The sequence below is a fragment of the Nitrospira sp. Nam74 genome (assembly GCF_965152615.1).
Map to the genome: position 1 here is coordinate 3,660,283 of NZ_OZ224220.1, position 22,904 is coordinate 3,683,186.

A 22,904-nucleotide genomic window follows, 5' to 3' on the forward strand; every position below is an offset into this window, starting at 1 on the left:
GAAGCTTGTCTGCAATCAGGGCTTCTCTCCGTACGCCATCCGACGCAGGAGAATCAGCACTCCGGTCCCCAACAAAAGCCAGGTGGCGGGTTCCGGAACGGCGCTTGAAAACAGGCTAGGCGATGAGGGCAGGAACGTCGTGAGACTGGGAAGTGTACCGTTCTCGAACAATGACTGCGCGCCGCCGACGATCATCTGATGCACACAGGCACTGTTGCTGATGTTCGTATGCGTGACCTGGCCGCCGATGTCGTTCAGGCAGCTGCGGTTATTCGGCTCATTGAACAGATCGGTGACATTGAAACTCTGATCGGGATTGCTCAAGCGTTCGAGAAACGGCGGAACGATCGGGTTATCGCCCCCATTGGGCGTATGGTACAGCTCCACTTCCTGCAGCACATTATCCGGCTTCACCGTCCCGCCCGGGCATAGCACGCATGCCAAGTCAATGGTCACGAGGAAATCGATGGGTCGTCCGGGAGTTAATGTGTTAGCGAACTCCAGGGCGGAATCCCCGCCGAAGCTGTGGCCGACCACGACCAGCTCATCCGAGCGGTTCAACGACCGCGCAAAGTTGGCCGCTGCCGACTCTTGATCCCATGGAAAGACACGCCCGTTGACGTTCTGAGCTGCAAACGTCGTATCGAATTCCTGTGCCAGCGATTGAAGCCCCTCCCCGCTTTTCCCCTGAAACGACGCATTGGCAATGCGATCCAACGGGCTCGAGCCGGTACCCAGGCCCGTGAAGAAGATGTAGTCGAGTCCGGTCGGCACGGCATAGGCCGCCGTCCCTATCATGAGGACCATGCAGACGGCCAACAGCTGTGACCGCACGATCAACGTCCCGCTACGCCTTATTCTCATTTTGCTCCAGCGAAAGAGATAGCGACACCATACGTGCCTGGGCGCATGATGAGAATCAGACGCAGACTTACGAAGCCTTCTCAATGCGAATCCGCACTGCCAAAGGCCTTTTCAGGCGGGTTGGTTTAGGATGATGGGATGGGGCAGGTCACTCTTTAGAGGAGGTGATACATGTCTGAACATAAGATCACGCTGGAATGGAAACGAGAATCGGAGAATTTTTCGTATGAGTCCTATAATCGAGATCACGTGTGGATATTCGAAGGTGGGGCTCGAGTTTCTGCATCGGCCGCGCCCGCCTATCGTGGAAATCCAGCTCACGTGAATCCTGAGGAAGGCCTCGTCGCAGCCTTGTCGAGCTGTCATATGCTGACGTTTCTGGCCGTGGCGGCCAAGAAACAGGTTGTGGTGGATCGCTACAGTGACCGCGCTGTTGGAGTGTTGGAAAAGAAACAGAATGGGAAACTGGCCATCACTCGCGTCATCTTGCATCCTCAGGTGGTATTCGGCGGGACGACCCGTCCGACTCCTGAGCAGATCGCGGCGCTGCACGGGCGGGCGCATAGCGAATGCTTCATTGCGAATTCGGTAACGACCGAGGTGACGGTCGAAGCCGCATAGCACTGCGTCTTGCGCTTACGCATCAGCAGAGACGGTCGTTCATGGCACCTGAGCCTGTCGCTCGTGATTGATCAGCCAACGCTTGCGCTCTAGTCCTCCGCCGTAACCGGTGAGCGAACCGTTGCCGCCTATCACGCGATGACAAGGGACTACGACGCCGATTGGGTTGGCTCCGTTAGCGAGTCCGACGGCACGTACGGCCGCCGGTTTTCCTAGTCGCACGGCGAGTTCGCCGTAGCTGATGGTCTGTCCTGCCGGGATGCTCCGCAGAGTGCGCCAGACGCTCTTCTGAAATGCGGTTCCTTCCGTGGCCGTGGGGATGGAGTCGATCGCGCGAATATCTCCATCGAAGTATGCAGCCACTGCCGTGGCAAGCCCGGATGGGTTGTGAGCCGGCGTCAGCGTAAAGTTCTCTGCTCCGTAATGACGCGCGAGCAGACGGTGCATACGTTCGTCATAGTCGGTCCAATCTGTCGCTCGCAGGCGACCTTCTTCATCGCAGATCAACACCAACGCGCCAATCGGTGTGATGAGCGTATCTGTCAGAAGACGAAGCTTATTCGGCATGATTTGCCTCCATTGATCTGTGCCGCCGTGTACCGGTATCGGCGAGCCATAGATACTGTGCGGCATAGGCCCGCCATGGTCGCCATGCCTCCGCACGCTGGATGAGTTGTGGCACTGTGGGGACACTTCCCACCAGACTGGCTGCCCCCCGCAGAATGCCGATATCTGTTGCCGGAAAGGCATCCGGGTCCCGCAAGGCTCGGAGGGCAATGTATTGAGCCGTCCACGGCCCGAGGCCGCGGATCGTGCGGAGTTGAGCGAGGCTTTCTTCAATCGAACCCGGCGGCTCGAAGAGCCGTGGATTCGCGACTGCCGCCTGGGCCAGCGCTTTCAAGGTCGCCCTTCGCGACTGGGGCATGCGGATGCGGCTTAGATCGGCCGCCGCGACCTTGTGAGCCGAAGGAAAGACTCGAGTCAGTCGTGAATCAGCGGCATGACCAACCGGATCTCCACACAGGAGAACCAGTTTATTTCCTAACTGACGGGCTGCTTCGACACTGATGTGTTGGCCGAGCACCGCACGGACGGCGAGTTCAAATCCATCCCAGCATCCTGGCGTGCGAAGTCCCGGCAGTACGGCGATCAAAGGAGCGAGCGCCTGGTCCTTCGCCAAATGAGCACTAATCGTATTAACGTCGGCTCCTACATCGAATAGGTGACGTACACGTAGGACGAGCCCTTGAAGCGCACGCACGTAAGGGAAGTGAATCGTCGCTATGAGTGCATGACGATCCGGCGCATGCGCAACGGCAACATTGCCCTGTCCTCCCTCATGCGATACCGTCCGCCGATACACGCCGTTTTCAACGAGTTCCACACCATCAATGGTGCGCGCTCTGAGATAGGCCAACATCGCCCCCCAGTCATACGGAGGCCGATAAGATAGATACAACACGACGGGAGCCACGGCAGATGCTTGTGGCGCAGGGCGCGTTTTGCGGCGGCGCAACTCGCTGGGAGGTCTGTGGTAAAGGATGCGGAAGGCGTCATTGAATCGTCGTAAGCTGCCGAATCCTGCGGCCATGGCCACTTCTGCCATCGAGAGAGGGGTGTCATGAATTAACTGTTTGGCAAAGAGCACCCGCCGCGTTTGTGCGACTGCAATCGGAGAAGCGCCCAGGTGTTCTTGAAAGAGCCGGCGCAATTGGCGTGCTCCCATTCCTAGGCGGCTTGCAAGGGCGTCAACATTCCCGTCCTCTCCATCAAGGAAGCCCTCCGAGATCAGTGCTAATGCTCGGGAGACACTGTTCGAGGTTCCGCGCCAGCATGCCAGGTCGGGCGAGATCTCGGGACGGCAGCGGAGGCATGCACGAAAGCCGGCCGCCTGAGCGGCCGCGGAGGTCGGGAAGAATCGGCAATTCTCCCGCTTGGGCGTCCGTGCGGGACAGATCGGACGGCAGTAGATGCCGGTCGACGTGACGCCGACGAATAGACGACCATCAAAGCGCCGATCGCGCGTCTGGAGTGCGCGGTAGCAGACATCCGGGTCGAGGTGCTCCATACGCTCTACTATGCCTTATCCGGAGGCCGAAGTTCTGGCCATTTTCGGACGTGACCAGACATGGCACTCCCACGTCCCGCGCATTCTGCAACGGCACGGATAACTGCCGAATCAATACTCGAACGCGACGTCATAGAGAGCCGGCACCATTTCAGCGCCCATGTCGTCCAACTTCGACTTCATGGGCGCCGCGCTTTTTTCATAGGCTTTCCAGTATAGGTCTTCGTTCTCCCATATCGCGACATTGATGAAGTTGAACTTGCTCTCGGGCTTGATGCTCCTATGAAACTTTCCGCTGATGAACCCGGATTGCTTGGTGATATCGGCCTTCACGTCTTGCCACCACTTCACGAATTCATTTTCTTTGCCCTTCGGGACTGAAAACACGTTAACTAAGGTTACCGGCATGGCGCACCTCCCGATCTGTATCCCTCTGTAACGCTCCATCAACTGAGGCATCGATTCTAACCATAGTATCAGGATGAGCAGAATCCAAACTGAGAGACTCTGCATGAGCCTCTTAAGGTCTGATCGGAACAATGGTTGCGGAATGGGACGAGTAAGGAAAGGAGATTTTGTCTTGGGGTCCCGTAGGCCGGCATCCCGCGCTTTGCTTTAAACGCGGGCGCCGTTCCCTTATTCGTCGAGACCGGGGTAAAGAAGGAACGGGCCATAGATTACGGCGAACAGGACATATGCGCCACTCCAGGCGACTGCAGCCAACCCAAGCATGAGCGTCGTCGGGAGGTCAGTCGTGGGGCCGAAGGTCCGCAGTATTGCACCCAGACTGACCAATATATAAATGAAGACGGTTATCGGACCGGCGTGCCGGGGACGCCCCGTATGGCCGAGGCTCGCGCGAGTCATCACCGCCAGGGTCATCACGCCGACTGCGCCGGTGGTGAGCGCATGTACCGCATCTTCTTTCGGCAGACCCATCCCGAGAATCGCCCCTCCGAGGATCAGGAGCGAGATCGCCAGCCATCCATAACCAAGATGCAGGATCAGCACTAACGGATCGCGCCACGTGGCCCAGCCGTGCCAGCGCGAGAGGCGGCCCAGATTGGCGAACCCGGCCGCCACCAACAACCAGCCTGTGGCCGTCGCATGCGGCTGAACAGTCCAGGCTCCTGCGGCGATGGCCACAAGAAGGACCGAGGCACCATCGAGGCGGGAAAATGGCGCAGGCTGCATCGTCTTTCCCTGCGCAATCAAGAATTCGCTGGTGAAATTGGGAGTAACGCGCCCGCCGATGAGGGCCAACAGGACCATCACGAGCGCGAGCGCCATTCGAGCAGGAAGATCCGTTTCCGCGCCGGTCAGAGCCAGGACGTGGAACATGATGTTCGCACAGGCATACAAACTGACCAGGATCCCCATCGGGGCACGGCTCCAATCTCCCCCGGCTGCAATCTCTCGCCACACCAATCCCGCCACGCCGACAAGAAAGCCTCCGTCGACGATGGCTGACATGATGGGCGGGACCGCCGGGATCGCCATGACGAGACGTCCGGCCAGCCACACGGCAAACAAGGCCATCAGCTCTCTCCCCCTGATCGGGGGACGGTCGGTCCAATTAGGGATAGCGGTGAGCAGAAAACCCGTGATCACAGCCGGTAGAAAACCGAAGACCATTTCGTGCACATGCCAGTCCCGGGGTGCCGAGAGCGCTGCCGAATCCCCGACTCCAGTCAGCATCAGGATCCACGCAGGGACCGCTACCCCGGCGAACAGCGCCGCCCCAAGAAAGAACGGCCGGAAGCCATACGAAAAAAACGCCGGCCCCTGATAGGGTGGCTTCTCACGTACCAAATCCGTCATACGATCTTCATTCCTTGGTCATGGTGTTGTGTGGCAAGCGGATACCATTGTTGCATTACAAATGACAGTGGGAAAGGTATCATAAATCTTCCCACTCGTCCGTGCGGGTTGTTGTATTACCGAGTTCGAGGTCGGTCAGCCGCACCAGGGAATGAAGCAGATCATTTGACTGGCTCAGCCGAGTCGGACATGTCCGCGGATCAGCTTGTACAGCGTCTCCACGGCTTGTTCTTCTTTCGCAGCAGGGTCACACAAAAGACCGCGCGTTTCCTTCGACAGGCGAAATGTGTCTCGTCATCGATCCAGTCTTGCCTCTTAATTTTGACTTCTTTGCCCTTCCCTCCCCTCTTGGTATCCGACATCGCGCCTCGGGTTCTCCCGATTGGAAGAGACAGGACCACGCAGGTAGGGTGCAATACAGTATGTTTGCTCACGTCTCTCGTTGGTTTCATCGCCATCTTCTTTGGCTCCTGCTGGGTGCCTATGCCGCTGCCACCGTGCTGCCCGGACCCGGCCTCCGTCTCCGCGATGCCTCGTTGGGGACGCTGCACCTCGGGGGACAGCATTTCAAGATGTCGATCCTCCTGCTGCTGCTTGCCTCGTTGCTCTTCAACGCCGGACTCGGCATGAACCTCTCGGATATGCGGACTCTGGTTCGCACCAAAAGGCTTCTGGCGGCAGGCCTCCTTGCCAACATTCTGGTTCCCATGACCTCCGCCGTCGTCCTCGCCGCCTTCATGCACCATTGGCACAATCCGGATGAGACGCAAAACATTCTCGTCGGCCTCGCGCTGGTCGCGACCATGCCGATTGCCGGGTCGTCCACGGCGTGGGCACAAAATAGCGACGGCAATCTGCCGTTGAGCCTCGCACTCGTGCTCTGTTCCACCCTGCTTAGCCCTCTTGCAACACCGCTGGCTCTGGTGTTCTTTGCCTCGATGACGAGCGGCGAGTACCGGGACGCGCTGCAACATCTCGCCTCCTCAGGCAGTGGACCGTTTTTGGGTTTGTGGGTTGTCCTGCCGGCGCTGATGGGACTCGGCGTGCGCCACGTCGTTGGAGACGCGAGGGCGGCCGCATGGAAGTCGACGCTGAAAACGATGAATGCGGTGGTCTTGTTGGTCTTGAACTATTCGAATGCCGCCGTGTCGTTGCCCCAGACGCTCACACATCCGGACCCCGACTTTTTGTTGATTACCTTGCCCATCACGCTGGCGCTCTGTCTGATGATGTTCGCCTGTGGGCTCTTGCTCGGCCGGGTGTTGAATGCGGAGCGTGATCAGGTCATCTCACTCGCGTATGGATTAGGGATGAATAACAACGGCACTGCCCTGGTCCTCGCGGCTCTGGCTCTCGCTCAGTTTCCTGGCGTGATGGTTCCCATTATTTTCTACAATCTGCTGCAGCATATCGTCGCCGGCGGCCTCCAACAATTTCTGGGGGCTGAGAAGCGTTACCGTAAACCACTCCCCGCTGCCGCCTGACGTCCCCCTTGGTATCCAGGGGCTCGATTGCTCGCACGGTGACGCTCGTCTAGGCCGCCGCTTCCTGACTGACCGCAATATCGCTGGCTCCGGCGGCGTTGAAAATGTTCCGCGCTTGCTCAATCTCGTCAGCATCTTCGCAATGCACGGACAGAAGAATATGGCCTTCCCCTAGTCGGCCTTCATATCGTTTCGCTTCAAACTCCGGGATGCCCAGACCAATCAATCCGCCGGCCAGTCCACCCACGCTTGCCCCCAATCCCATGCCACTAAATGTGGCCAAGAGAGGGCCGGCTGCCAATAAAGGGCCGACACCGGGGATGGCTAACGTCCCGATGCCCGCCAGAAGCCCGAGGACGCCGCCGACCACACCACCGGCGCTGGCTCCGGCTGCTGTGCCTTCCAAGGCTTTCGTCTGCTTTTCGACACCGAGTCCCGGTCCAGTGTCATGGTCGGGTATGAGCGCCGAGATGGCGTTCTGGGAGAACCCCGCGTTTCTCAGTGTGTCAATGATGTCTGTTGCCTGTTCACGAGTTGCGGCAATACAGTAAACCGCCTTAGCCATGCTTGCCTCCTCTGGGGCTACTGGTGAATTTCCAATCGATCTTCGATATGGTGCGGGGTGACGGATCGGGCAATCTCCTTGATACGATCGGCTTCCCCGCGCGTACTCACACGACCCGTCAGCACGACGCGATCTCCATTCGTGACAATCGTGACATTCTTGGCCCTAAACGAGAGGGAGTCGTCCTGCATGACGGCCTGCCGGATCCGGCGTGTCGTTTCGATGTCATTCGCCGCCTCCGACTGATCGAGAGGCGTGACCCGTGCCTCGCGCTGCTCGGATACGGCGGAAGCATCATGGGCCTCGCTTCCGGTCGACGAAGATGACGCTGTGTCTCTCCCTCCCCGCGGTGATGATGAAGAAGCCGGCTTCGTCTGTACCTGCGGCGCCACTGCCGGGGGTTTGGCTTCCCTGGACGAGGCCTTCATGTCGCTGGCGGCGTCAGTCTTCGCAGGACCCACCGTGCTGCCGCTCCCCGGCGTGGTCCTTTTCTCCGTCGACGTGCAGGCGACGGCAAGGATCAATGCCGTCCCGGCCAGCATGAGGCCGAATATTCTGCTTTTCATCATCGCCTCCCCTAAAGATCTAACCCTATTGTGAAGGCGACAGGAGAACCGCCGAAAGGGACTCGACTATGAAAAATGGGTAGGACTAGGACTGACGAGGTCTGCGCACGCAAACATACTCCCCGGAGATAGCATTCCGATACGGCTTAGTGTATCACTGCAACAAAATCCACCGGCTTTCTCTGAAACGAATGAAAGCCTTCTTGAAGAAGTAAGACGCGTTGTGATAACTACGCGTCTTCTCGCTCTGGACTGTCGAGGCGGAAGAAGTTGCTGAGACTGCCCTCTTTCTTATGCTCCTGGAAATGAAAAGCCAGATTCCGCTCATCAAACGTCTGGAGCCATTCATCCCATGAAATCGGTTTCAAGGTCTGCCCGCCATAGCCTGGAAAATCAAACATCAACATCCCTGGATGTCCGTCATGCTCACTTCCCTCGACCGTTGCCGGCTGAGCTCCCCGTTCTTCTGCCCACCGCTGAATCACCTCATGGTTACGCGTCACGAGGGACTGTCCCGGGTGCTCCTCATGGTCATCCGGCGACTCGATCCATTTGGCGTACTTAGTACTGCGAGACAGGCGATCAGTGCTTTGTCTGATGCTCCTGGCTGCCCTGGTCGCTTTTCCACCGCTACGGCCTTGGGTCTTTCGTGGGCGAGATCCTTGGGATCCACGACGATTGGTATTTCCTCCACCTCGTTTCGATGACGTGTTCCCACGCCGCGATGCTGACCGACCTTCACGTTGTCCTTCGTTGGAAGCCTCCGACATCATTTCATGGATTTCTTCAAGCGCCTCTTGCATCTTCCCCAAATCTTCCTGGGTTTTTTCGAGAAATTTTAAGCTGCGTTCAAGTGCCCGTATTCCACCCCTCGATCCTCGTGTCGATGTCGACCGCGTCGATTCTTTTCGTGCCATAAAGCCTCCTTGCTGCGCGACACCGGCAATGGCCATAGCCGCCGTGTTTCATTGTGGGGGTCGCTCCAGAGCGGCCACAAGAAGGGCCGTGTGGAACCCTCCGTAGGCATCCAGCTGACTCTGCTGGAAGGCAGAGGGTCACGACGGCGCGGGCAAGAGGGGGGTTGTTGTGGCAGCTTCAATCACCACGGCATCCCCGAACGAATGCCCGACGAGGCCGGCATGTCGCACTCCCTCTTGCTCAAGATAGCCTAGGCCCGTCGAGACGTCATGAACCGCTTTTTCTAAGTCCGACGGAGTTCGAAAGCGAATGCGGAGCGACTCGATACCGTTCTGTTGCACTGTAGGTGGCGAATTTCTGGCATGAGGATGGCGTCAACCAGGTTCATTTTTTAGGACATGATTTCGGTTGGTAGAATGATGCATGGAAAAAGCGTTTAACTTTCAGGACCCCGCTGGTCGGCATGTCAGCGGGGTTCTTCAGTCATCTGCCTTACCGACGGATAAGGTTGTGGTCCTGTGCCATGGCTTTATGGGATACAAGGATAGTTGGACGAATCGCATGCTAGTCGATCAGCTGGCACGGCAGCATATCGCGACGCTACGCTTTGATTTCTTCGGACACGGCCAGAGCGCCGGGGATTTGAAAGACTTGTTATTGACGACGCTCATGGCACAAACCGACACTGCCATTGCGCTAATGCGAGGGCATGGATTCACACACGTCGGGTTGTTGGGATCCAGCTTCGGAGGCCTCGTGGCGACACTCGTCGCGGCGAAAAACCCGACCTTAGCAGCGCTGGCTCTCAGGTCTCCCGTCGGGGACTTCCCCGCCTTACTCCGACAACGGTTTGGCCGCCTTGCAATTGAACTATGGCGCCGTCTCGGCCGGGTCCCAGAATCGGCTGCTCCCATTCCCGTCCACTATGCCTTCTTCGAAGGTTGCCTGCGGCATGATGTCTACCGGGCCGCACAGCAACTCCTGGTTCCGACGACCATCGTGCATGGAAGCCAGGATGACGTGATCCCAGTGAGTCAAGCCCAGGAGTTATTTGCACAGATCCGCGCAGAGAAAACGTTTCATGTGATCCCTGGAGCCGATCATCGCTTCTCAAGACCTGAGCATTTCAGTCAGATGAGTGAACGGCTCGTCACCTGGCTCAATCGGTATCTGTCTGTGCCGGCTCCTTCTGTAGGTTGATGCGCCCGAGTAATGGACTCAGGTTACAGTCAATCGCCGCGGCCGGGCAGCAAGTGCCGAACCCGTAGAGGATGAGTGCAGGTTGCCCTTTCACCGTGATCATGTATGGTCGTCGCCCTTTTGGGCCATATCGGATTGCGTCTGATGAGTGAGGCGCGTTTCGCCGGCAAGACGTCGGGCGGCGGAAGGCTGATTGTGTTGCCATATCCGATGTTGCCCTCACCCCGAAACCTTTACTCGTTTCCATGATCTTGTTGGTGTCTTCAATCTGGCTTACACTTTTGGCGCGTTACGGTCACCAACAGAAGGAGGCTAACATGAAGCGCTTCTCACTGGCGGTGGTTTTGATCGCGGCCCTGCTCCTGTCCGCACCGGCCACTTATGCAGTACCGATTGCATTCTTCACCGGCCTTTCGGGTTCAGCTGAGGTTCCTCCCACCGGTTCGCCAGGGACGGGCTTCGCGACGGTGGTGCTCGATCCAGGAGCCAACACGATGCACGTAGATGTGACATTCAGCGGCTTGCAAGCGGGCACCTCGGCAGCGCACATTCACTGCTGTCTGCCTTCACCTGGGGCAACCGGCATAAATATCCCGGTCGCGACGACTGTTCCTGCGTTTCCTGGGTTCCCGTTGGGCGTGACCGCGGGGACTTATTCGCATGACTTTAATCTCCTGGACGCAGGGACCTACAATCCGGCCTTCGTCACGGCGAATGGCGGGACGATCGCAACAGCAGAAGCAGCGCTGGTGGCCGGAATCCAGAATAGGGAGACCTATCTGAACGTCCACACGACGCTATTCCCAAACGGGGAGATCCGGGGAATCCTTGCCACGCCGGAACCTGCCACGCTCCTCATGCTTTTCACCGGTCTCGTGGCGCTGGGGACCATCGGGTTGAGACGACACCGCAAGCATTAATTGCGGGACAAAGAAGCCTTTTTCTTGAGCAGCGGATGTACAACACGATGAGTGACGTGACGTCCACGGAGTTCAGCTGGAACGATCAGGACAGATCGCAGACGATACATAGGTAAACTGCTTTGGCCGTGGTGAAACAAACGGGGGAAGGCAACAGAGGCATTCCCCTCTTCGAACACAATAGGGATCGACGCACACCGGCTCTTTATCCAGCAGATCGTGTGCGGTCGCCTCTCGGGCCCATGCGCTTCCCCACCAGCCCGATCGTTTTCCTTCTGTTTTAAACCGTTTCAACATGCAAGTGGACGCATTGGGAGTGATTGTATAGAGTAACGAGGTCACCTGAACGCCGGGTAGCGCACGATTCGAATTCATCCGCACGCGGCGCTTCCCACATTCGCTGCTCTGGACTCTCTCAACATGAGAGCTTATTGAAAGTGAGCGAGCATCAGACCAAAGAAGCACGGGAGCTGGTGGACGACGTGTACCGCTCCGAATCGCGGCAGGTCCTTGCCACCTTGATCCGCCTGCTCGGCGACTTTGATGCCGCCGAAGAGGCACTGCATGATGCCTTTGCCATAGCGGTCGAGCGATGGTCGCGGGATGGGGTGCCCGCTAACCCCCGGGCATGGCTCGTGTCGACCGGCCGCTTCAAAGCCATCGATGGTATGCGGCGGCGCGCCCGGTTCGATGCATCGCTGACGGAACTTGCCAAGCAACTGGAATCCAGCACCACCATAAGCAGTGCTGACGGTGAGTGGGATGAGGAGAGCGTTGAGGACGACCGGCTGCGGTTGATCTTCACATGCTGCCATCCCGCCTTATCGGCGGAGGCCCAAGTCGCCATGACGCTCCGCGAAGTCTGCGGTCTGACGACCGATGAGATTGCACGTGCCTTTCTCACGAGGGCACCCACGATCGCCCAGCGGATTGTACGCGCCAAGGCGAAGATCCGCGACGCGCGTATTCCGTACGTGATACCGTCGGAGACAGATTTACCGGATCGGCTGGATGCGGTGTTGCAGGTCGTCTACCTCGTGTTCAACGAGGGGTACTCCGCCTCATCCGGTGAGTCGCTCACGCGGCACGATCTGTCGGCCGAGGCTATCCGCCTCGGCCGACTACTCATCGCGTTGCTCCCGGAGCCTGAGGCAATTGGACTTTTGGCGCTGATGTTGCTGCAAGACTCGCGGCGCGCTGCACGCACCTCGCCGACGGGCGACCTGATTCTCCTGGAAGATCAAGATCGCTCACTGTGGAATCGGGATCAAATCGCGGAAGGATTGATGCTCGTAGAGCGCACTCTCTCGTCACGCCGTATCGGGCCGTACACGGTCCAGTCGGCAATCGCCGCCGTACACGCCCAAGCACCCAACGCCGCCGCCACGGACTGGCGTCAGATCATCGCACTCTATGACGTGCTGCTTCAGGCCAACCCCTCGCCCGTGATCGAACTGAATCGCGCTGCGGCAGTGGCCATGCGTGACGGCCCTTCCGCAGGTCTTACCCTCATCGACGCCATCCTCGCGCGCGGCGACCTGAAGAACTATCACTTAGCCCACGCGGCGCGCGCCGACTTATGCCGACGACTGAGGCGCACAGCGGAAGCGCGAGCCTCATACGAACTCGCCCTGAGCCTCACCCATCAGGAACCGGAGCGGCGGTTTCTCAGGCGACGGCTGGCCGAACTGTCTGCCTGAGGTAGGCTGAGAAGATGTCGGAATAGAACCATAGATCATCAAAGAAATATTAGCGTCTACCTAGGAGCGCCAGTGAATGAAGGGGGCGGGAGTATTTTTTCGTGAGCCACTGGGACGGCCTTGCGGGCGAAGAATGCATTCCATCCTGCATCGTCGTCAGAGCCGACGCACAACTTCTCCTCCTCAAAGGAATGAGTGTCAAGAAAGATTCTGACCACTTTTTGGCTTCCCATCTCTTAAACAATTCGTTCAAAAAAAGTCAAACGGTTGCCGAAGGGATCGATGATCTTCATCTCTCTCGTTTTCCAGGGTGTCTGCTCGACTTGAGGCTTCGCATACTTGTAGTGCTTCTGAAGCAACTCGCCATTCATGTTATCGATCTCGGTGGTTTCGATCCTGATTGCACCACCAGGATTGCAGTCGCCGTAGTGCTCCGAAAGGTGAATGATGCAGTGATCTCTCGAGACTTGCAGGTACAAGGGAAAGTTGTCATCGAAACGGTGTTCCCAGTCGATTGAAAACCCTAAGAAACCAACATAGAACTCTCTTGCCTTCGTTTCATCGAGGATTCTGAGTATCGGTATTGTATTTGAGAGTGTCATAGCCCTTCACCTTCTCCGGGATACGTACCGGCTCAATTGGGTGCTAAACGGCTTCCCAAGCAGGCTGTTCGCTGAATCCGGGTTACCTCATCCCGACCTCTTTTTCGCTTCCCAAGTGACGTCGCTGCGAACAGTAACGCCCCACGGTCGGGACTTCCGCCAATAAACAGCCGAAACAGCATTGCCTCATTACTGAACTAGCTATCCGTATGCTTGCGGATGAACCCGATGATTGTTTTGACGTACGCGCCCGGCTGTGTAGCGTGCGGAATGTGGCCGGCGCCGGGGAACGTGACGACTTCTGCGCTGGGGAGCGCGTCGGCAAGCTTTGTGATTACTGCCCCGTACGCCGGCGGACTCTGGTCACCGGTCGTGAGTAGCACCGGCCGAGGGAACGTCTTGATCCATTCGAGATCGAAGAACAACTGCTCCGGATCGTTCGCCTCGTCGAAGAATGTCGGCGCGTTCTCGATACACGTCTGCCGGAGTTTGAGCGGTAGTCGGGACCAGGCCCCGGGTCCGAGTGCGACGGTCTCAACGAACTGTTCGGCAGCCCCGGCATGATCTCCGGACGCGATACGATCGAGGACGGTGCCGATCCTTTTGCGAACCTCCGCAAGGATCGGCACGGCAGCAGGGTCATTCGCGAGCAGAGAGAATAGCGGCGGCTCGTGCCCAATGACTCCTTTCAAGAGAGCTGGATGATCACCGGCCAACCGCAGCGCGATTGATGCGCCAAACGAGCTCCCGGCAACCCACGCCGGCGCGAGTCCCGCATGCTCTATCAGGGCAGCAAGGTCGGCAAAGTCTTCGTGAACGCTGCCCTGCCTCATTGGTCGTTCGCTTTCACTGTGGCCGCGCCGGTCATAGGAGAGAATTCGAAGTGACTGAGTCAGTCCCGGTACGACACTGTCCCAGCTGCGGCGCGATACCCAAGACCCATGCACCAAAATAAGAGGGACTTTCCCATTGCCGCTGATCTCATACGAGAGCTGCACACCGTTTAAGTCTGCGGTTGCCATATTGTCGCTCTTCCTTGTGCCAGGCTGCATTGTAAGTCATCGTCTGAAAGTTTCGGATGGTGATCCGCAGACCCGTTACGTACGTCTTCCAGCAGCTCCCTTCGGAATATCACTGAATTGGTAAGGAATCGATTGAAGGGATGTGCGGTCTAACCCGTTCCTCTGACCTGGACGGAATCACAGATGACATCGTCAAGAATACGCGCGCAGGTCTTTAGCAGGCCGGATACCGAGAACGTTCAATCCGCCGAACTGGAGAGTCGATGAAGCGTGTCGTTCTTGCGATTGCCTGACCGGCCATCACGTTTATACCGGCGACAGCATGTTCGCATCGCGCGCCAGCACCCATTTGCCGTTTTGCTTTTTGAGCATGGACAGCGTATGGCCTGCACGCGCCATTGATAAAGCGCCTCCTGGCGGAGTCATCACAACCGATAGTTTTGCCCACATGAAGGCCCATTCTCCGATCACCGTGATCTCCTGAATCTCACTTGTGCCGTCGAACTGCGTCCGTCCCTGACCCGACTGGGCTGCCATTGCTGCGGCGAACGCCGACTTTCCGATCATGGGTGGTCGGCCAGGCATGAGAAACACGACATCCTCCGCCATCAAGCTCAAGACCGTGTCGATGTCACCTGCCTTCGTCGCCGTCATCCATGTTGCGACGAGTTGACGTATCTCGTGTTCATCACTCTGCATGCTGGTTCCTTGATGACGTGCAGCTATTCAGCAAGCTACGTCGATCCTAGCCGCCTCTATTTAGTTGTTCTATCTCGCGGCGTAATCGTTCTATCTCCTTCTCAAGCTCTATCAGTTTCAATTCACGGCCCACGACGACATCGTGGAATTGCTCCAGCTCAGCAAGGCGTTCCTCAAGCGCTGTATTGACTGCCTTAAGCTCGGCCGTGCGTGCCATGACGCGATCCTCTAATTCGTTCTTTGCCTCTCTGAGCGTCTCTTCGGCTTGCCGACGTTCCGTTAAGTCTCGCGTGACCTTGGCATAGCCTCGGAGTGTTCCCTTCTCATCTACTAGTGCCGTAATAATGACATCGGCCCAAAACCGACTCCCATCTTTTCGTAGGCGCCACCCCTCATTTTCTACGCGGCCTTGCTCTCTCGCCAGCTTCAGAAGCTCGAGAGGTTTGTTCGCCTGCCGATCTGGCTCGGTATAAAAACGTGCTATGTGTTGACCGATGATTTCTTCTGCGCGATAGCCTTTCAGCAACTCGGCTCCACTGTTCCACGTCATGATGTACCCGTTTGGATCGAGAGCGAAGATTGCATAGTCTTTGACTTGGTCGACCAGGAGCCGAAATAGCTCCTCCGATTGCTCAAGGTTGCGCGCCGGTGTCTTACTTTCATCGGATCTGGCATTCAACGTCGTCTTCTCCTTGCGCTGGCGGATGCTGTGTATTGAGGCCGGTATATCACATAGCAGGAAGAAAATCCCATTCGTTCACCGGCGAAAGCTCCCCAGCCTTCAACTCAGTAGGCCGCAGGGGATGATTTCTCAGATGAGGGTGACCAAGCTAAACGTTCAGGCTTACCTGCCCCCTATGATGCTTCGCGGAACAGCGGTCACGGGCAGTAACCTTGGAAAACAGTTTTTCATACGTCAGAATACGCACCGCACGAGTCCTCCTTCCGCTCGGATGCTAGAACCATTGATCACCGAGGCGCGGGGACTACATACGAACGCCACGATATCACCGATTTCTTTTGGATCTATAAGGCGACCAATGAGCGAAGTCGGTCGGTTCTCTGACATAAATCGGCGTTCCGCTTCGGCTGGAGGAAGATCAGGAAATACGTCCTGGATGAACTTCTCGACACTTTCCGTGCGCGTGGGTCCGGGGAGCACTGAATTGACTGTCACCTCGCTACCTTTGGTTAATTCAGCCAATGAGCGAGAAATTCCTAACTGCATGGTTTTCGTTGCGCTATAGTGCGCCATCTCGGGGGCCGGCGAGATCCCCGATTCGCTTGAAATAAAGACGACACGCCCCTGACCACGGCGAAGCATGCCTTTGAGATAATGACGCGCAAGGCGCACGCCGCTCATGACGTTGATCTCAAAAATCTTATGCCACGCTTCGTCGCTTTCCTCGAAAAACCCAACAGCCTCATAGATTCCAAGATTATTGACCAGAATATCAACTTCTGGCAATTGGGATATCGTGTACTCGCAACCTGCGGCCGTACCGTTGTCGGCAACGAGAGGGATCAACTCTGCATTAGGAAGTCCGGCACGCACATCCGCAACGGCTTTTTCTACGCTGGCTTGCACGCGGCCGTTGATGATGACTTTGACACCTTCGGCAGCTAGAGCGCGGGCGATTTCCAAGCCTATGCCGCCGGAAGAGGCAGTCACCAACGCTGCCTTACCATTTAAATCGAGCTTCATGATGGGACTCCATGGCTATTCCCTGATCTAAACCTTCTCATGCATGGAATGTCAGATACTTACGACACCCTCTAAGCTTCCCATCAAATCCCGCTGTCTGTCAGCTTACCTTCCTTTGGCCCAGGTTGTTTCGCAAGCCCCCCTGTCGATTTTAGCCTTCCCAGACGACTATCTTACATCAACCGTCTTTCATATCCGCCTTGGAGGTCGTCGTCGTGGCCGATGGGAAGCTCATCGTCGATTTTGGTCTTCCCGAACGACTAGTGATCACAACAGTCATTCACCGACAGATTGGAGGTAAGGAGCCATGAAATATCTGCTCATGTGCTGCACCGAGGAGAAAACAATGGCCAGCCTATCCAAGAGCGAGTGCGATGCCCTCATGGAGGAAACCTTGGCCTACTGCGAGGCGCTTCAGAAGAACGGCCATCTCATTGTGGCGGAAGCACTCGAACCAGTCGAGTTAGCCACCACCGTGCGGGTGCGGAATGGCACACTGTCAACGACGGACGGCCCCTTTGCCGAAACGAAGGAGCAGTTTGGCGGGTTCTTTCTCATTAACGCCAGAGACCTCAATGAGGCCATCCAGGTGGCTTCGAAATTTCCATCAGTGCGGCTCGGGAGCATGGAGGTACGGCCTGTCATGGAGTTACACCGGCAGTAGCCGGCCAGCGGCTGCCTCGTGAAGAATCACTCATGTGTCCGGCATGTCTAACAGACTATGGCACTGATTGCAGCAAGTGCGACTCGCCGCAAAGAGACTTCATGCGCCGGAGCCGCGCAAGGACAATCTCCCGCAACCCAGATCAAAGGAGGCTTCGTCATGGCCAAGCGCACGATAGAACATCCGAAAGTCGTATCGCGAGCCGAGTGGCTGGGCCCGCGCAAGGCACTGCTCGCGAAGGAGAAGGAACTCACACGCCACCGGGACGCGGTGAACGCCGAGCGGCGCAGGCTACCGATGGTCAAGGTCGAAAAAGACTACCTGTTCGACACGCCGCGTGGGAAGAAATCTTTAGGCGAGCTCTTCGGAGACAACAGCCAGCTCATGGTCTATCACTTCATGTTTGGACCCGACTGGGAGGAGGGTTGCCGCAGCTGCTCGTTCCTGTCCGATCACATCGACGGCGCCAACTGGCATCTCCCGCAACGCGACGTGCGCCTATTGGCGGTCTCGCGCGCGCCTCTACCCAAGATCGAGCAGTTCAAGAAGCGCATGGGTTGGCGCTTCGAGTGGGTATCTTCCTTGGACAGTGACTTCAACTTCGACTATGGCGTCTCGTTTCCGAAAGAGGACGTGGTGAAGGACAAGGTGAATTACAACTACGCGATGTCGACGGCGTTCGGCAGCGAGGAACTTCCCGGCCTGAGCGTGTTCTACAAGGACGCGGCCGGGGGTATGTTCCATACCTACTCGACCTTCGCTCGAGGGCTCGATCTGCTGGCCGGCACGTATAACTACCTCGATCTGACGCCACTCGGCCGGCAGGAAGACTGGGAGGACCCACCCGGTCGTAGCGATGGTCCGTTTATGCATTGGATCCGCCATCACGATAAATACGGCAGCGTCGAGAGATCGGAGTCCTGAGCACAAATCGCGATCTATCAGCGGGGCGGTTCATGCCTTGGGGCAACCCGCCCCCAGCATCCGTACGAAGAGAAGCAAGAAAGAGATGCGACAAGGCGGCCGTGGACCTCAACCTGTAGGATGGTGGTAATTGTCGAGAGGAGGCATCAGGATGAAATACATGTTGCTGATTTATGGTGACGAGCAAGCGTTGAGCGAGACCGAACGGAAGGACTGTTACGTCGAGTCCACGCAGCTCGCGCATGACATTCACTCGAGCGGGCATTATGTAGCCGCCAATCCGTTACACCCGACATCAATGGCGACGAGTGTCCGCGTGCGCGACGGCAAGCGGCTCGTGACCGACGGTCCCTTCGCGGAGACGCGCGAACAACTGGGTGGCTACTTCCTCATCGACGCCAAGAATCTCGACGAGGCGATCGCCATCGCCGCACGGATTCCCATGGCACGCAAGGGGACTGTGGAGGTAAGACCGGTGATTGAGATCCCTGGCCTCCCGACTAGCTAGGAGGTTGTTGAAAATGGCCTCCAGCTTCTTTCTCGGCTTGGAAGCGTCCTCAACGTACTCCAAGGGTACCCCTCCGGCGCTTTCTACTCCTGAGGCCTCGCTGGACGGCCATTTTGAGCATCCTCCGGTGCGGACAGAGGAACGAGAGCCAAGCAGCGATCCAGTTCTTAAGTGAGACTGAAAACAACAGTTCGCGTGGGGAGGACATTGTCGATTATCGCTTCCTCGAACGACTATCTTACGTGAATGGAGACATCTGATGAAATATATGTTGCTCGTTCATCACGACGAAGAGGCCTTCGATAAGCTCAATGCAACTACACAGCAGCAGATGCTTGAGGAGTCCGTGCAGCTCAGTCACCAGCTCCACGCCAATGGGCAATATCTGAGTGCTTCGCCACTGCACCCGACAGCGACTGCGATGGTCGTACGGGTGCGCGACGGCAAACAAGTGGTGACCGACGGTCCGTTCGCGGAGACGCGCGAACAGCTCGCCGGTTACTTTTTGATCGATGCCAAGGATCTCGATGAGGCGATCCGCATCGCTGTCCGTGTTCCAGGAGCGCGCATCGGAACCGTCGAGGTACGGCCGGTCAAGAAGGTCGCGGGTCTCCCAAACGAATAACACAAGTTTCGAAAAACCTTTGTTGCATATCTGAATGCCTCAGGCCCAATTAAGACGATGTATCTCATCACAAGGAGGTTTCTTATGCGTTTCGTATCTCTCACATTCATCTGCGTCTGCCTGCTCGTAACAGCTTCTCGTGCTATGGCCGCAGAGGAGAAGCGTCCTGAGATGGACCACCAAGCGATGATGGAGATGTATGCCAAGCTTGCAACGCCTGGTGCGCCCCATAAGCAACTGGCGAGCCTCGCTGGAAGGTGGACGACGAAAACCAAGTCCTGGATGGAACCCGGCAAACCTCCGATGGAATCCACGGGTGCCTGTGAAGATAAAGTGCTACTGGATGGCCGCTATCTTCAACAGGAGTGCAGCGGTGAGATGATGGGGCAGCCGTTCAACGGCATCGGCCTCCACGGGTACGACAATTTCACCAAGAAGTACGTGACGACGTGGATCGATTCCATGGGTACCGGCATCTTTTTCATGGACGGGACGGCCAGTGACGACGGAAAAACCATTACACTAAACGGCGGCCACCCGGATCCAATTGAAGGCTTCATGAAGCATCGCGCGATCTGGAAATTTGTGGATGCGAATACACAGACCTTTGAGATGTATGGCTCAGGCAAGAATGAAGAGATGAAGATTATGGAGATCACGTACACTAGGAAGCAATAGGGTACCGGCCGGAACAACTTACGAGTGATGAACTCTCAATCAACCGGACATTGGAATCCCATGTCTTGCGGTGACCCTGCCGTGTGGATTCGAAACTGATAGCGACCTTACTGTAACCGTGGTTGACGAGTTGTCTCGGTGTCGATTTCCGGCACCTCGTTCGACTATTCGATAGAACTTTGGTGTCGACAAGAGAACAGTGTGCGAGATCCGGTTCCAACCAGATGCGGGAATCGGCTGTAGGAATTCATTCCAGGTCTGAACCCTTGGCGCTGTCGAATTCGTGGCCCGTTGATCGACAAATAGATAAGCCGGTCCACCCGGGTCCTCAGCCGGAACTCATAGCCGGTTAACCGACGGCGTGCAGCTACAATGAAAGGCCCAGAGATGGCTACTAAGATTTTCGTGAACCTGCCGGTGAACAATCTCAAGAAGTCAATCGAGTTCTTTACGAAACTCGATTTCACCTTCAATCCTCAATTTACCGACGAGACGGCGACGTGCATGATCGTGAGCGAAGACATCTTTGTCATGCTGTTGACGCACGACAAGTTCAAGACGTTTACGCCGAAAGCAATTTGTGATGCTACAAAAAGCACAGAAGTGTTGGTATGTCTCTCTTGCGAGAGCCGGGATCACGTCAATGACATGGTCCGTAAGGCAGTGGCCGCCGGTGGAACAACTTACAATCAACCACAGGATCACGGCTTCATGTACGGTCATGGATTTCAGGACCTCGATGGTCACATTTGGGAATTGATCTATATGGAGCCGAGCGCAATGAAGCAAGGGTAGACGCGTAGACTCCATTGCAGGCTCGGCGATGTTCTGAAAGAAGGAGCGCACCGTGATGCAAACAATTACTCCGTGCTTGTGGTTCAACGACCAAGCCGAAGAGGCGGCGAGGTTTTATGTGTCGATTTTCAAGAATTCCAAGCTCGGACATATCACCCGCTATGGGGAGGCAGCCGCCGAAGTCTCGGGGAGACCGAAGGGGTCGGTCATGACAGTGATGTTTGAAATCGAGGGGCAGGAATTCGTGGCCTTAAACGGCGGGCCGCATTTCAAATTCAGTGAGGCCATCTCGTTTATGGTGAAATGCGAGACCCAGCAAGAAATTGACGAGATGTGGGAGAAGCTGTCCCAGGGCGGAGAAAAAGGACAGTGCGGCTGGCTGAAAGACAAGTATGGTCTGTCGTGGCAGATTGTTGTTCCAATGTTAGACGAGATGCTGCAAGACCCGGATCCTGAGAAAACCAATAGGGTCATGCAAGCGATACTGCAAATGGATAAACTCGACATCAAAAGCCTAAAGCAAGCCTACAGCGAAGAATAAGTATCGAGTATCCTTCACGTGGGGGTGTACGAGCGAAGAATTTATTCGCAGAGGCACTTCCCACTATTGTGAATTTTAGAAAGGAGTCAGACATGAGCGGCGTAAGACTACTCGTTGGGACACGCAAGGGGGCATTCATTCTGACGTCAGACGGCATGCGTAAACAGTGGGACGTCCGTGGCCCCTTCTTCGGCGGATGGGAAATGTACCACCTCAAGGGCTCACCCGCGGATCCGAATCGGCTGTATGCCTCGCAGACCAGCAGCTGGTTCGGGCAGATCGTCCAGCGTTCCGATGACGGCGGCCAAACATGGTACCAACCAGGAACACCCCCAGGCGAATCGACCACCACACCGGACGGCATGCCAAAGGGTGAGAGCAACAAATTCGTATACGACAGCTCGGCCGAAACTGGGAAACCGCTCACGACGCATCAATGGTACGACGGCTCTCAACGTCCTTGGGAATTTAAGCGGGTCTGGCATCTCGAGCCATCGCTGACCGACCCGGACACCATCTACGCCGGCGTGGAAGACGCGGCCTTGTTTCGCTCGAAGGACGGAGGGCAGTCATGGCAGGAGCTTGCCGGACTGCGCGACGCCAAAGGGCACCTGTGGCAACCGGGTGCGGGAGGAATGTGCCTGCATACGATTGTGCAAGATCCGAGTCATCCAGAGCGGCTCTTCATCGCCATCTCGGCGGCCGGCGTGTTTAGAAGCGACGATGGCGGCAAGACGTGGCGGCCGGTAAACCGCGGCTTGAAGTCGCAGTACGAGCTTCCTGACCCGGATGCCGAGGTTGGCCACTGCGTGCACCGCATTGCCATGCACCGATCGCGCCCGAACGTCTTGTTCATGCAGAAGCACTGGGACGTCATGCGCAGCGACGACGCCGGTGAATCGTGGCACGAAGTCAGCGGGAACCTGCCGACCGACTTCGGATTTCCGATTGATGTGCATGCGCACGAACCTGAGACGATTTATGTCATTCCGATCAAGAGCGACTCGGAGCATTATCCGCCAGACGGGAAGCTGCGGGTATACCGGAGTCGCACGGGTGGCACCGAGTGGGAGGCGCTCACGAACGGTCTGCCGCAACGCGATTGCTATGTGAACGTGTTGCGCGACGCCATGGCCGTCGATTCCCTCGATTCGTGCGGCATTTATTTTGGCACCACCGGCGGCCAGGTGTATGCATCGACCAACGCAGGCGACAGTTGGGAGCCGATTGTGCGGGATCTTCCGGCGGTCTACTCCGTAGAGGTCCAAACGCTATGACGACTGCTGAAAATGGCCGCTGGATTCGTTCTCGGTCGCGTCTCTCGTTGCGGCGTAGCACAAGGCTACGCCTCACTCACCCCGCTCCCTGCAGCCTTGCCGGCCGACCATTTTGAACAGTCGTATGGCCAAGAGCG

At 57.0% G+C, this 22,904-nt stretch carries 26 protein-coding genes; 13 read left to right on the forward strand and 13 right to left on the reverse strand.

The annotated features are described in order from the left end of the window. Nucleotides 1–15: 15 nt before the first annotated feature. Nucleotides 16–834 carry a PEP-CTERM sorting domain-containing protein gene (locus ACWHYZ_RS17200; RefSeq protein ID WP_447983904.1) on the reverse strand — a complete coding sequence of 273 codons (819 nt, stop codon included), beginning with the start codon at nucleotides 832–834 and terminating at the stop codon, nucleotides 16–18. A 201-nt stretch (nucleotides 835–1,035) separates the two neighbouring features. On the opposite strand from ACWHYZ_RS17200, the gene ACWHYZ_RS17205 reads away from it, so the two are divergent. Further along, entirely contained in the window at nucleotides 1,036–1,485 is a 450-nt protein-coding gene (locus ACWHYZ_RS17205; RefSeq protein WP_447983905.1) for an OsmC family protein, read from the forward strand. Between the two features lie 39 nt (nucleotides 1,486–1,524). Here the strand turns inward: ACWHYZ_RS17205 and ogt are convergent, their stop codons facing one another. From ogt to ACWHYZ_RS17225, 4 genes are all read right to left on the reverse strand, one after another. After that, entirely contained in the window at nucleotides 1,525–2,052 is a 528-nt protein-coding gene (gene ogt / locus ACWHYZ_RS17210) for a methylated-DNA--[protein]-cysteine S-methyltransferase (RefSeq protein WP_447983906.1), read from the reverse strand. Continuing rightward, the gene (locus ACWHYZ_RS17215; protein ID WP_447983907.1) at nucleotides 2,042–3,553 is read right to left on the reverse strand and encodes an AlkA N-terminal domain-containing protein; all 1,512 of its coding nucleotides are present in this window, start codon (nucleotides 3,551–3,553) and stop codon (nucleotides 2,042–2,044) included. Before ACWHYZ_RS17215 ends, ogt begins: the two co-directional genes overlap by 11 nt. A 111-nt stretch (nucleotides 3,554–3,664) precedes the next feature. Then, entirely contained in the window at nucleotides 3,665–3,961 is a 297-nt protein-coding gene (locus ACWHYZ_RS17220; protein WP_447983908.1) for an antibiotic biosynthesis monooxygenase family protein, read from the reverse strand. A 228-nt stretch (nucleotides 3,962–4,189) separates the two neighbouring features. Further along, nucleotides 4,190–5,374 (reverse strand): NnrS family protein, encoded by a 1,185-nt coding sequence (locus ACWHYZ_RS17225; protein WP_447983909.1) that lies wholly within the window; start codon nucleotides 5,372–5,374, stop codon nucleotides 4,190–4,192. A gap of 422 nt (nucleotides 5,375–5,796) precedes the next feature. Between ACWHYZ_RS17225 and ACWHYZ_RS17230 the strand changes: the two genes are divergently transcribed. Continuing rightward, a complete protein-coding gene (locus ACWHYZ_RS17230; protein WP_447983910.1) occupies nucleotides 5,797–6,858 on the forward strand; it encodes a bile acid:sodium symporter family protein in 1,062 nt (353 codons plus the stop codon). Nucleotides 6,859–6,907: 49 nt separating this feature from the next. On the opposite strand, the gene ACWHYZ_RS17235 is transcribed toward ACWHYZ_RS17230, so the two are convergent. From ACWHYZ_RS17235 to ACWHYZ_RS17245, 3 genes are all read right to left on the reverse strand, one after another. After that, nucleotides 6,908–7,423 carry a hypothetical protein gene (locus tag ACWHYZ_RS17235; RefSeq protein WP_447983911.1) on the reverse strand — a complete coding sequence of 172 codons (516 nt, stop codon included), beginning with the start codon at nucleotides 7,421–7,423 and terminating at the stop codon, nucleotides 6,908–6,910. A 17-nt stretch (nucleotides 7,424–7,440) separates the two neighbouring features. Beyond that, entirely contained in the window at nucleotides 7,441–7,992 is a 552-nt protein-coding gene (locus ACWHYZ_RS17240) for a BON domain-containing protein (protein WP_447983912.1), read from the reverse strand. Nucleotides 7,993–8,219: 227 nt separating this feature from the next. Beyond that, a complete protein-coding gene (locus tag ACWHYZ_RS17245) occupies nucleotides 8,220–8,906 on the reverse strand; it encodes a Rho termination factor N-terminal domain-containing protein (protein WP_447983913.1) in 687 nt (228 codons plus the stop codon). 424 nt (nucleotides 8,907–9,330) lie between these two features. On the opposite strand from ACWHYZ_RS17245, the gene ACWHYZ_RS17250 reads away from it, so the two are divergent. The 3 genes from ACWHYZ_RS17250 to ACWHYZ_RS17260 all read left to right on the forward strand — a co-directional run bounded on the left by ACWHYZ_RS17250 (nucleotide 9,331) and on the right by ACWHYZ_RS17260 (nucleotide 12,727). Next, on the forward strand, nucleotides 9,331–10,107 hold the full coding sequence (locus ACWHYZ_RS17250; protein ID WP_447983914.1) for an alpha/beta hydrolase family protein: 777 nt from the start codon (nucleotides 9,331–9,333) through the stop codon (nucleotides 10,105–10,107). 317 nt (nucleotides 10,108–10,424) lie between these two features. After that, nucleotides 10,425–11,027 carry a CHRD domain-containing protein gene (locus ACWHYZ_RS17255; RefSeq protein ID WP_447983915.1) on the forward strand — a complete coding sequence of 201 codons (603 nt, stop codon included), beginning with the start codon at nucleotides 10,425–10,427 and terminating at the stop codon, nucleotides 11,025–11,027. Nucleotides 11,028–11,464: 437 nt separating this feature from the next. Next, a complete protein-coding gene (locus ACWHYZ_RS17260; RefSeq protein WP_447987604.1) occupies nucleotides 11,465–12,727 on the forward strand; it encodes an RNA polymerase sigma factor in 1,263 nt (420 codons plus the stop codon). A 236-nt stretch (nucleotides 12,728–12,963) separates the two neighbouring features. Here ACWHYZ_RS17260 and ACWHYZ_RS17265 read toward each other — a convergent pair whose 3' ends face one another. From ACWHYZ_RS17265 to ACWHYZ_RS17285, 5 genes are all read right to left on the reverse strand, one after another. Continuing rightward, complete coding sequence (locus tag ACWHYZ_RS17265; protein WP_447983916.1) at nucleotides 12,964–13,329, reverse strand: glyoxalase superfamily protein; 366 nt, start codon at nucleotides 13,327–13,329, stop codon at nucleotides 12,964–12,966. A gap of 197 nt (nucleotides 13,330–13,526) precedes the next feature. Next, nucleotides 13,527–14,351 (reverse strand): alpha/beta fold hydrolase, encoded by an 825-nt coding sequence (locus tag ACWHYZ_RS17270; protein ID WP_447983917.1) that lies wholly within the window; start codon nucleotides 14,349–14,351, stop codon nucleotides 13,527–13,529. 306 nt (nucleotides 14,352–14,657) lie between these two features. Next, nucleotides 14,658–15,050, reverse strand: a complete 393-nt coding sequence (locus ACWHYZ_RS17275; RefSeq protein ID WP_447983918.1) for a YybH family protein — start codon at nucleotides 15,048–15,050, stop codon at nucleotides 14,658–14,660. Between the two features lie 46 nt (nucleotides 15,051–15,096). Beyond that, nucleotides 15,097–15,729 carry a PAS domain-containing protein gene (locus tag ACWHYZ_RS17280; RefSeq protein WP_447983919.1) on the reverse strand — a complete coding sequence of 211 codons (633 nt, stop codon included), beginning with the start codon at nucleotides 15,727–15,729 and terminating at the stop codon, nucleotides 15,097–15,099. 237 nt (nucleotides 15,730–15,966) lie between these two features. Beyond that, nucleotides 15,967–16,755: an SDR family NAD(P)-dependent oxidoreductase gene (locus tag ACWHYZ_RS17285; protein WP_447983920.1), complete on the reverse strand. Its 789-nt coding sequence runs from the start codon at nucleotides 16,753–16,755 to the stop codon at nucleotides 15,967–15,969. Between the two features lie 307 nt (nucleotides 16,756–17,062). On the opposite strand from ACWHYZ_RS17285, the gene ACWHYZ_RS17290 reads away from it, so the two are divergent. The 8 genes from ACWHYZ_RS17290 to ACWHYZ_RS17325 all read left to right on the forward strand — a co-directional run bounded on the left by ACWHYZ_RS17290 (nucleotide 17,063) and on the right by ACWHYZ_RS17325 (nucleotide 22,767). Beyond that, complete coding sequence (locus ACWHYZ_RS17290) at nucleotides 17,063–17,419, forward strand: YciI family protein (protein ID WP_447983921.1); 357 nt, start codon at nucleotides 17,063–17,065, stop codon at nucleotides 17,417–17,419. A 159-nt stretch (nucleotides 17,420–17,578) separates the two neighbouring features. Beyond that, nucleotides 17,579–18,343 carry a DUF899 domain-containing protein gene (locus ACWHYZ_RS17295; RefSeq protein ID WP_447983922.1) on the forward strand — a complete coding sequence of 255 codons (765 nt, stop codon included), beginning with the start codon at nucleotides 17,579–17,581 and terminating at the stop codon, nucleotides 18,341–18,343. A gap of 151 nt (nucleotides 18,344–18,494) precedes the next feature. Then, nucleotides 18,495–18,851, forward strand: coding sequence for a YciI family protein (locus tag ACWHYZ_RS17300; RefSeq protein WP_447983923.1), 357 nt, complete (start codon nucleotides 18,495–18,497; stop codon nucleotides 18,849–18,851). 259 nt (nucleotides 18,852–19,110) lie between these two features. Then, complete coding sequence (locus tag ACWHYZ_RS17305; RefSeq protein WP_447983924.1) at nucleotides 19,111–19,476, forward strand: YciI family protein; 366 nt, start codon at nucleotides 19,111–19,113, stop codon at nucleotides 19,474–19,476. 84 nt (nucleotides 19,477–19,560) lie between these two features. Continuing rightward, a complete protein-coding gene (locus tag ACWHYZ_RS17310) occupies nucleotides 19,561–20,154 on the forward strand; it encodes a DUF1579 domain-containing protein (protein WP_447983925.1) in 594 nt (197 codons plus the stop codon). A gap of 387 nt (nucleotides 20,155–20,541) precedes the next feature. After that, nucleotides 20,542–20,949, forward strand: coding sequence for a VOC family protein (locus ACWHYZ_RS17315; RefSeq protein ID WP_447983926.1), 408 nt, complete (start codon nucleotides 20,542–20,544; stop codon nucleotides 20,947–20,949). Between the two features lie 55 nt (nucleotides 20,950–21,004). Further along, nucleotides 21,005–21,490 carry a VOC family protein gene (locus ACWHYZ_RS17320; RefSeq protein WP_447987605.1) on the forward strand — a complete coding sequence of 162 codons (486 nt, stop codon included), beginning with the start codon at nucleotides 21,005–21,007 and terminating at the stop codon, nucleotides 21,488–21,490. A gap of 92 nt (nucleotides 21,491–21,582) precedes the next feature. Beyond that, nucleotides 21,583–22,767, forward strand: coding sequence for a WD40/YVTN/BNR-like repeat-containing protein (locus ACWHYZ_RS17325; RefSeq protein WP_447983927.1), 1,185 nt, complete (start codon nucleotides 21,583–21,585; stop codon nucleotides 22,765–22,767). Nucleotides 22,768–22,904 lie beyond the last annotated feature (137 nt).

Coding starts and splice junctions, on each gene's coding strand:
- ACWHYZ_RS17315 (WP_447983926.1), top strand. CDS start 20,542: ATGGCTACTAAGATTTTCGTGAACCTGCCGGTGAACAATCTCAAGAAG.
- ACWHYZ_RS17310 (WP_447983925.1), top strand. CDS start 19,561: ATGCGTTTCGTATCTCTCACATTCATCTGCGTCTGCCTGCTCGTAACA.
- ACWHYZ_RS17255 (WP_447983915.1), top strand. CDS start 10,425: ATGAAGCGCTTCTCACTGGCGGTGGTTTTGATCGCGGCCCTGCTCCTG.
- ACWHYZ_RS17250 (WP_447983914.1), top strand. CDS start 9,331: ATGGAAAAAGCGTTTAACTTTCAGGACCCCGCTGGTCGGCATGTCAGC.
- ACWHYZ_RS17290 (WP_447983921.1), top strand. CDS start 17,063: ATGAAATATCTGCTCATGTGCTGCACCGAGGAGAAAACAATGGCCAGC.
- ACWHYZ_RS17270 (WP_447983917.1), bottom strand. CDS start 14,351: ATGGCAACCGCAGACTTAAACGGTGTGCAGCTCTCGTATGAGATCAGC.
- ACWHYZ_RS17245 (WP_447983913.1), bottom strand. CDS start 8,906: ATGGCACGAAAAGAATCGACGCGGTCGACATCGACACGAGGATCGAGG.
- ACWHYZ_RS17275 (WP_447983918.1), bottom strand. CDS start 15,050: ATGCAGAGTGATGAACACGAGATACGTCAACTCGTCGCAACATGGATG.
- ACWHYZ_RS17325 (WP_447983927.1), top strand. CDS start 21,583: ATGAGCGGCGTAAGACTACTCGTTGGGACACGCAAGGGGGCATTCATT.
- ACWHYZ_RS17305 (WP_447983924.1), top strand. CDS start 19,111: ATGAAATATATGTTGCTCGTTCATCACGACGAAGAGGCCTTCGATAAG.
- ACWHYZ_RS17300 (WP_447983923.1), top strand. CDS start 18,495: ATGAAATACATGTTGCTGATTTATGGTGACGAGCAAGCGTTGAGCGAG.
- ACWHYZ_RS17235 (WP_447983911.1), bottom strand. CDS start 7,423: ATGGCTAAGGCGGTTTACTGTATTGCCGCAACTCGTGAACAGGCAACA.
- ACWHYZ_RS17230 (WP_447983910.1), top strand. CDS start 5,797: ATGTTTGCTCACGTCTCTCGTTGGTTTCATCGCCATCTTCTTTGGCTC.
- ACWHYZ_RS17320 (WP_447987605.1), top strand. CDS start 21,005: ATGCAAACAATTACTCCGTGCTTGTGGTTCAACGACCAAGCCGAAGAG.
- ACWHYZ_RS17205 (WP_447983905.1), top strand. CDS start 1,036: ATGTCTGAACATAAGATCACGCTGGAATGGAAACGAGAATCGGAGAAT.
- ACWHYZ_RS17295 (WP_447983922.1), top strand. CDS start 17,579: ATGGCCAAGCGCACGATAGAACATCCGAAAGTCGTATCGCGAGCCGAG.
- ACWHYZ_RS17265 (WP_447983916.1), bottom strand. CDS start 13,329: ATGACACTCTCAAATACAATACCGATACTCAGAATCCTCGATGAAACG.
- ogt (WP_447983906.1), bottom strand. CDS start 2,052: ATGCCGAATAAGCTTCGTCTTCTGACAGATACGCTCATCACACCGATT.
- ACWHYZ_RS17220 (WP_447983908.1), bottom strand. CDS start 3,961: ATGCCGGTAACCTTAGTTAACGTGTTTTCAGTCCCGAAGGGCAAAGAA.
- ACWHYZ_RS17285 (WP_447983920.1), bottom strand. CDS start 16,755: ATGAAGCTCGATTTAAATGGTAAGGCAGCGTTGGTGACTGCCTCTTCC.
- ACWHYZ_RS17240 (WP_447983912.1), bottom strand. CDS start 7,992: ATGATGAAAAGCAGAATATTCGGCCTCATGCTGGCCGGGACGGCATTG.
- ACWHYZ_RS17215 (WP_447983907.1), bottom strand. CDS start 3,553: ATGGAGCACCTCGACCCGGATGTCTGCTACCGCGCACTCCAGACGCGC.
- ACWHYZ_RS17225 (WP_447983909.1), bottom strand. CDS start 5,374: ATGACGGATTTGGTACGTGAGAAGCCACCCTATCAGGGGCCGGCGTTT.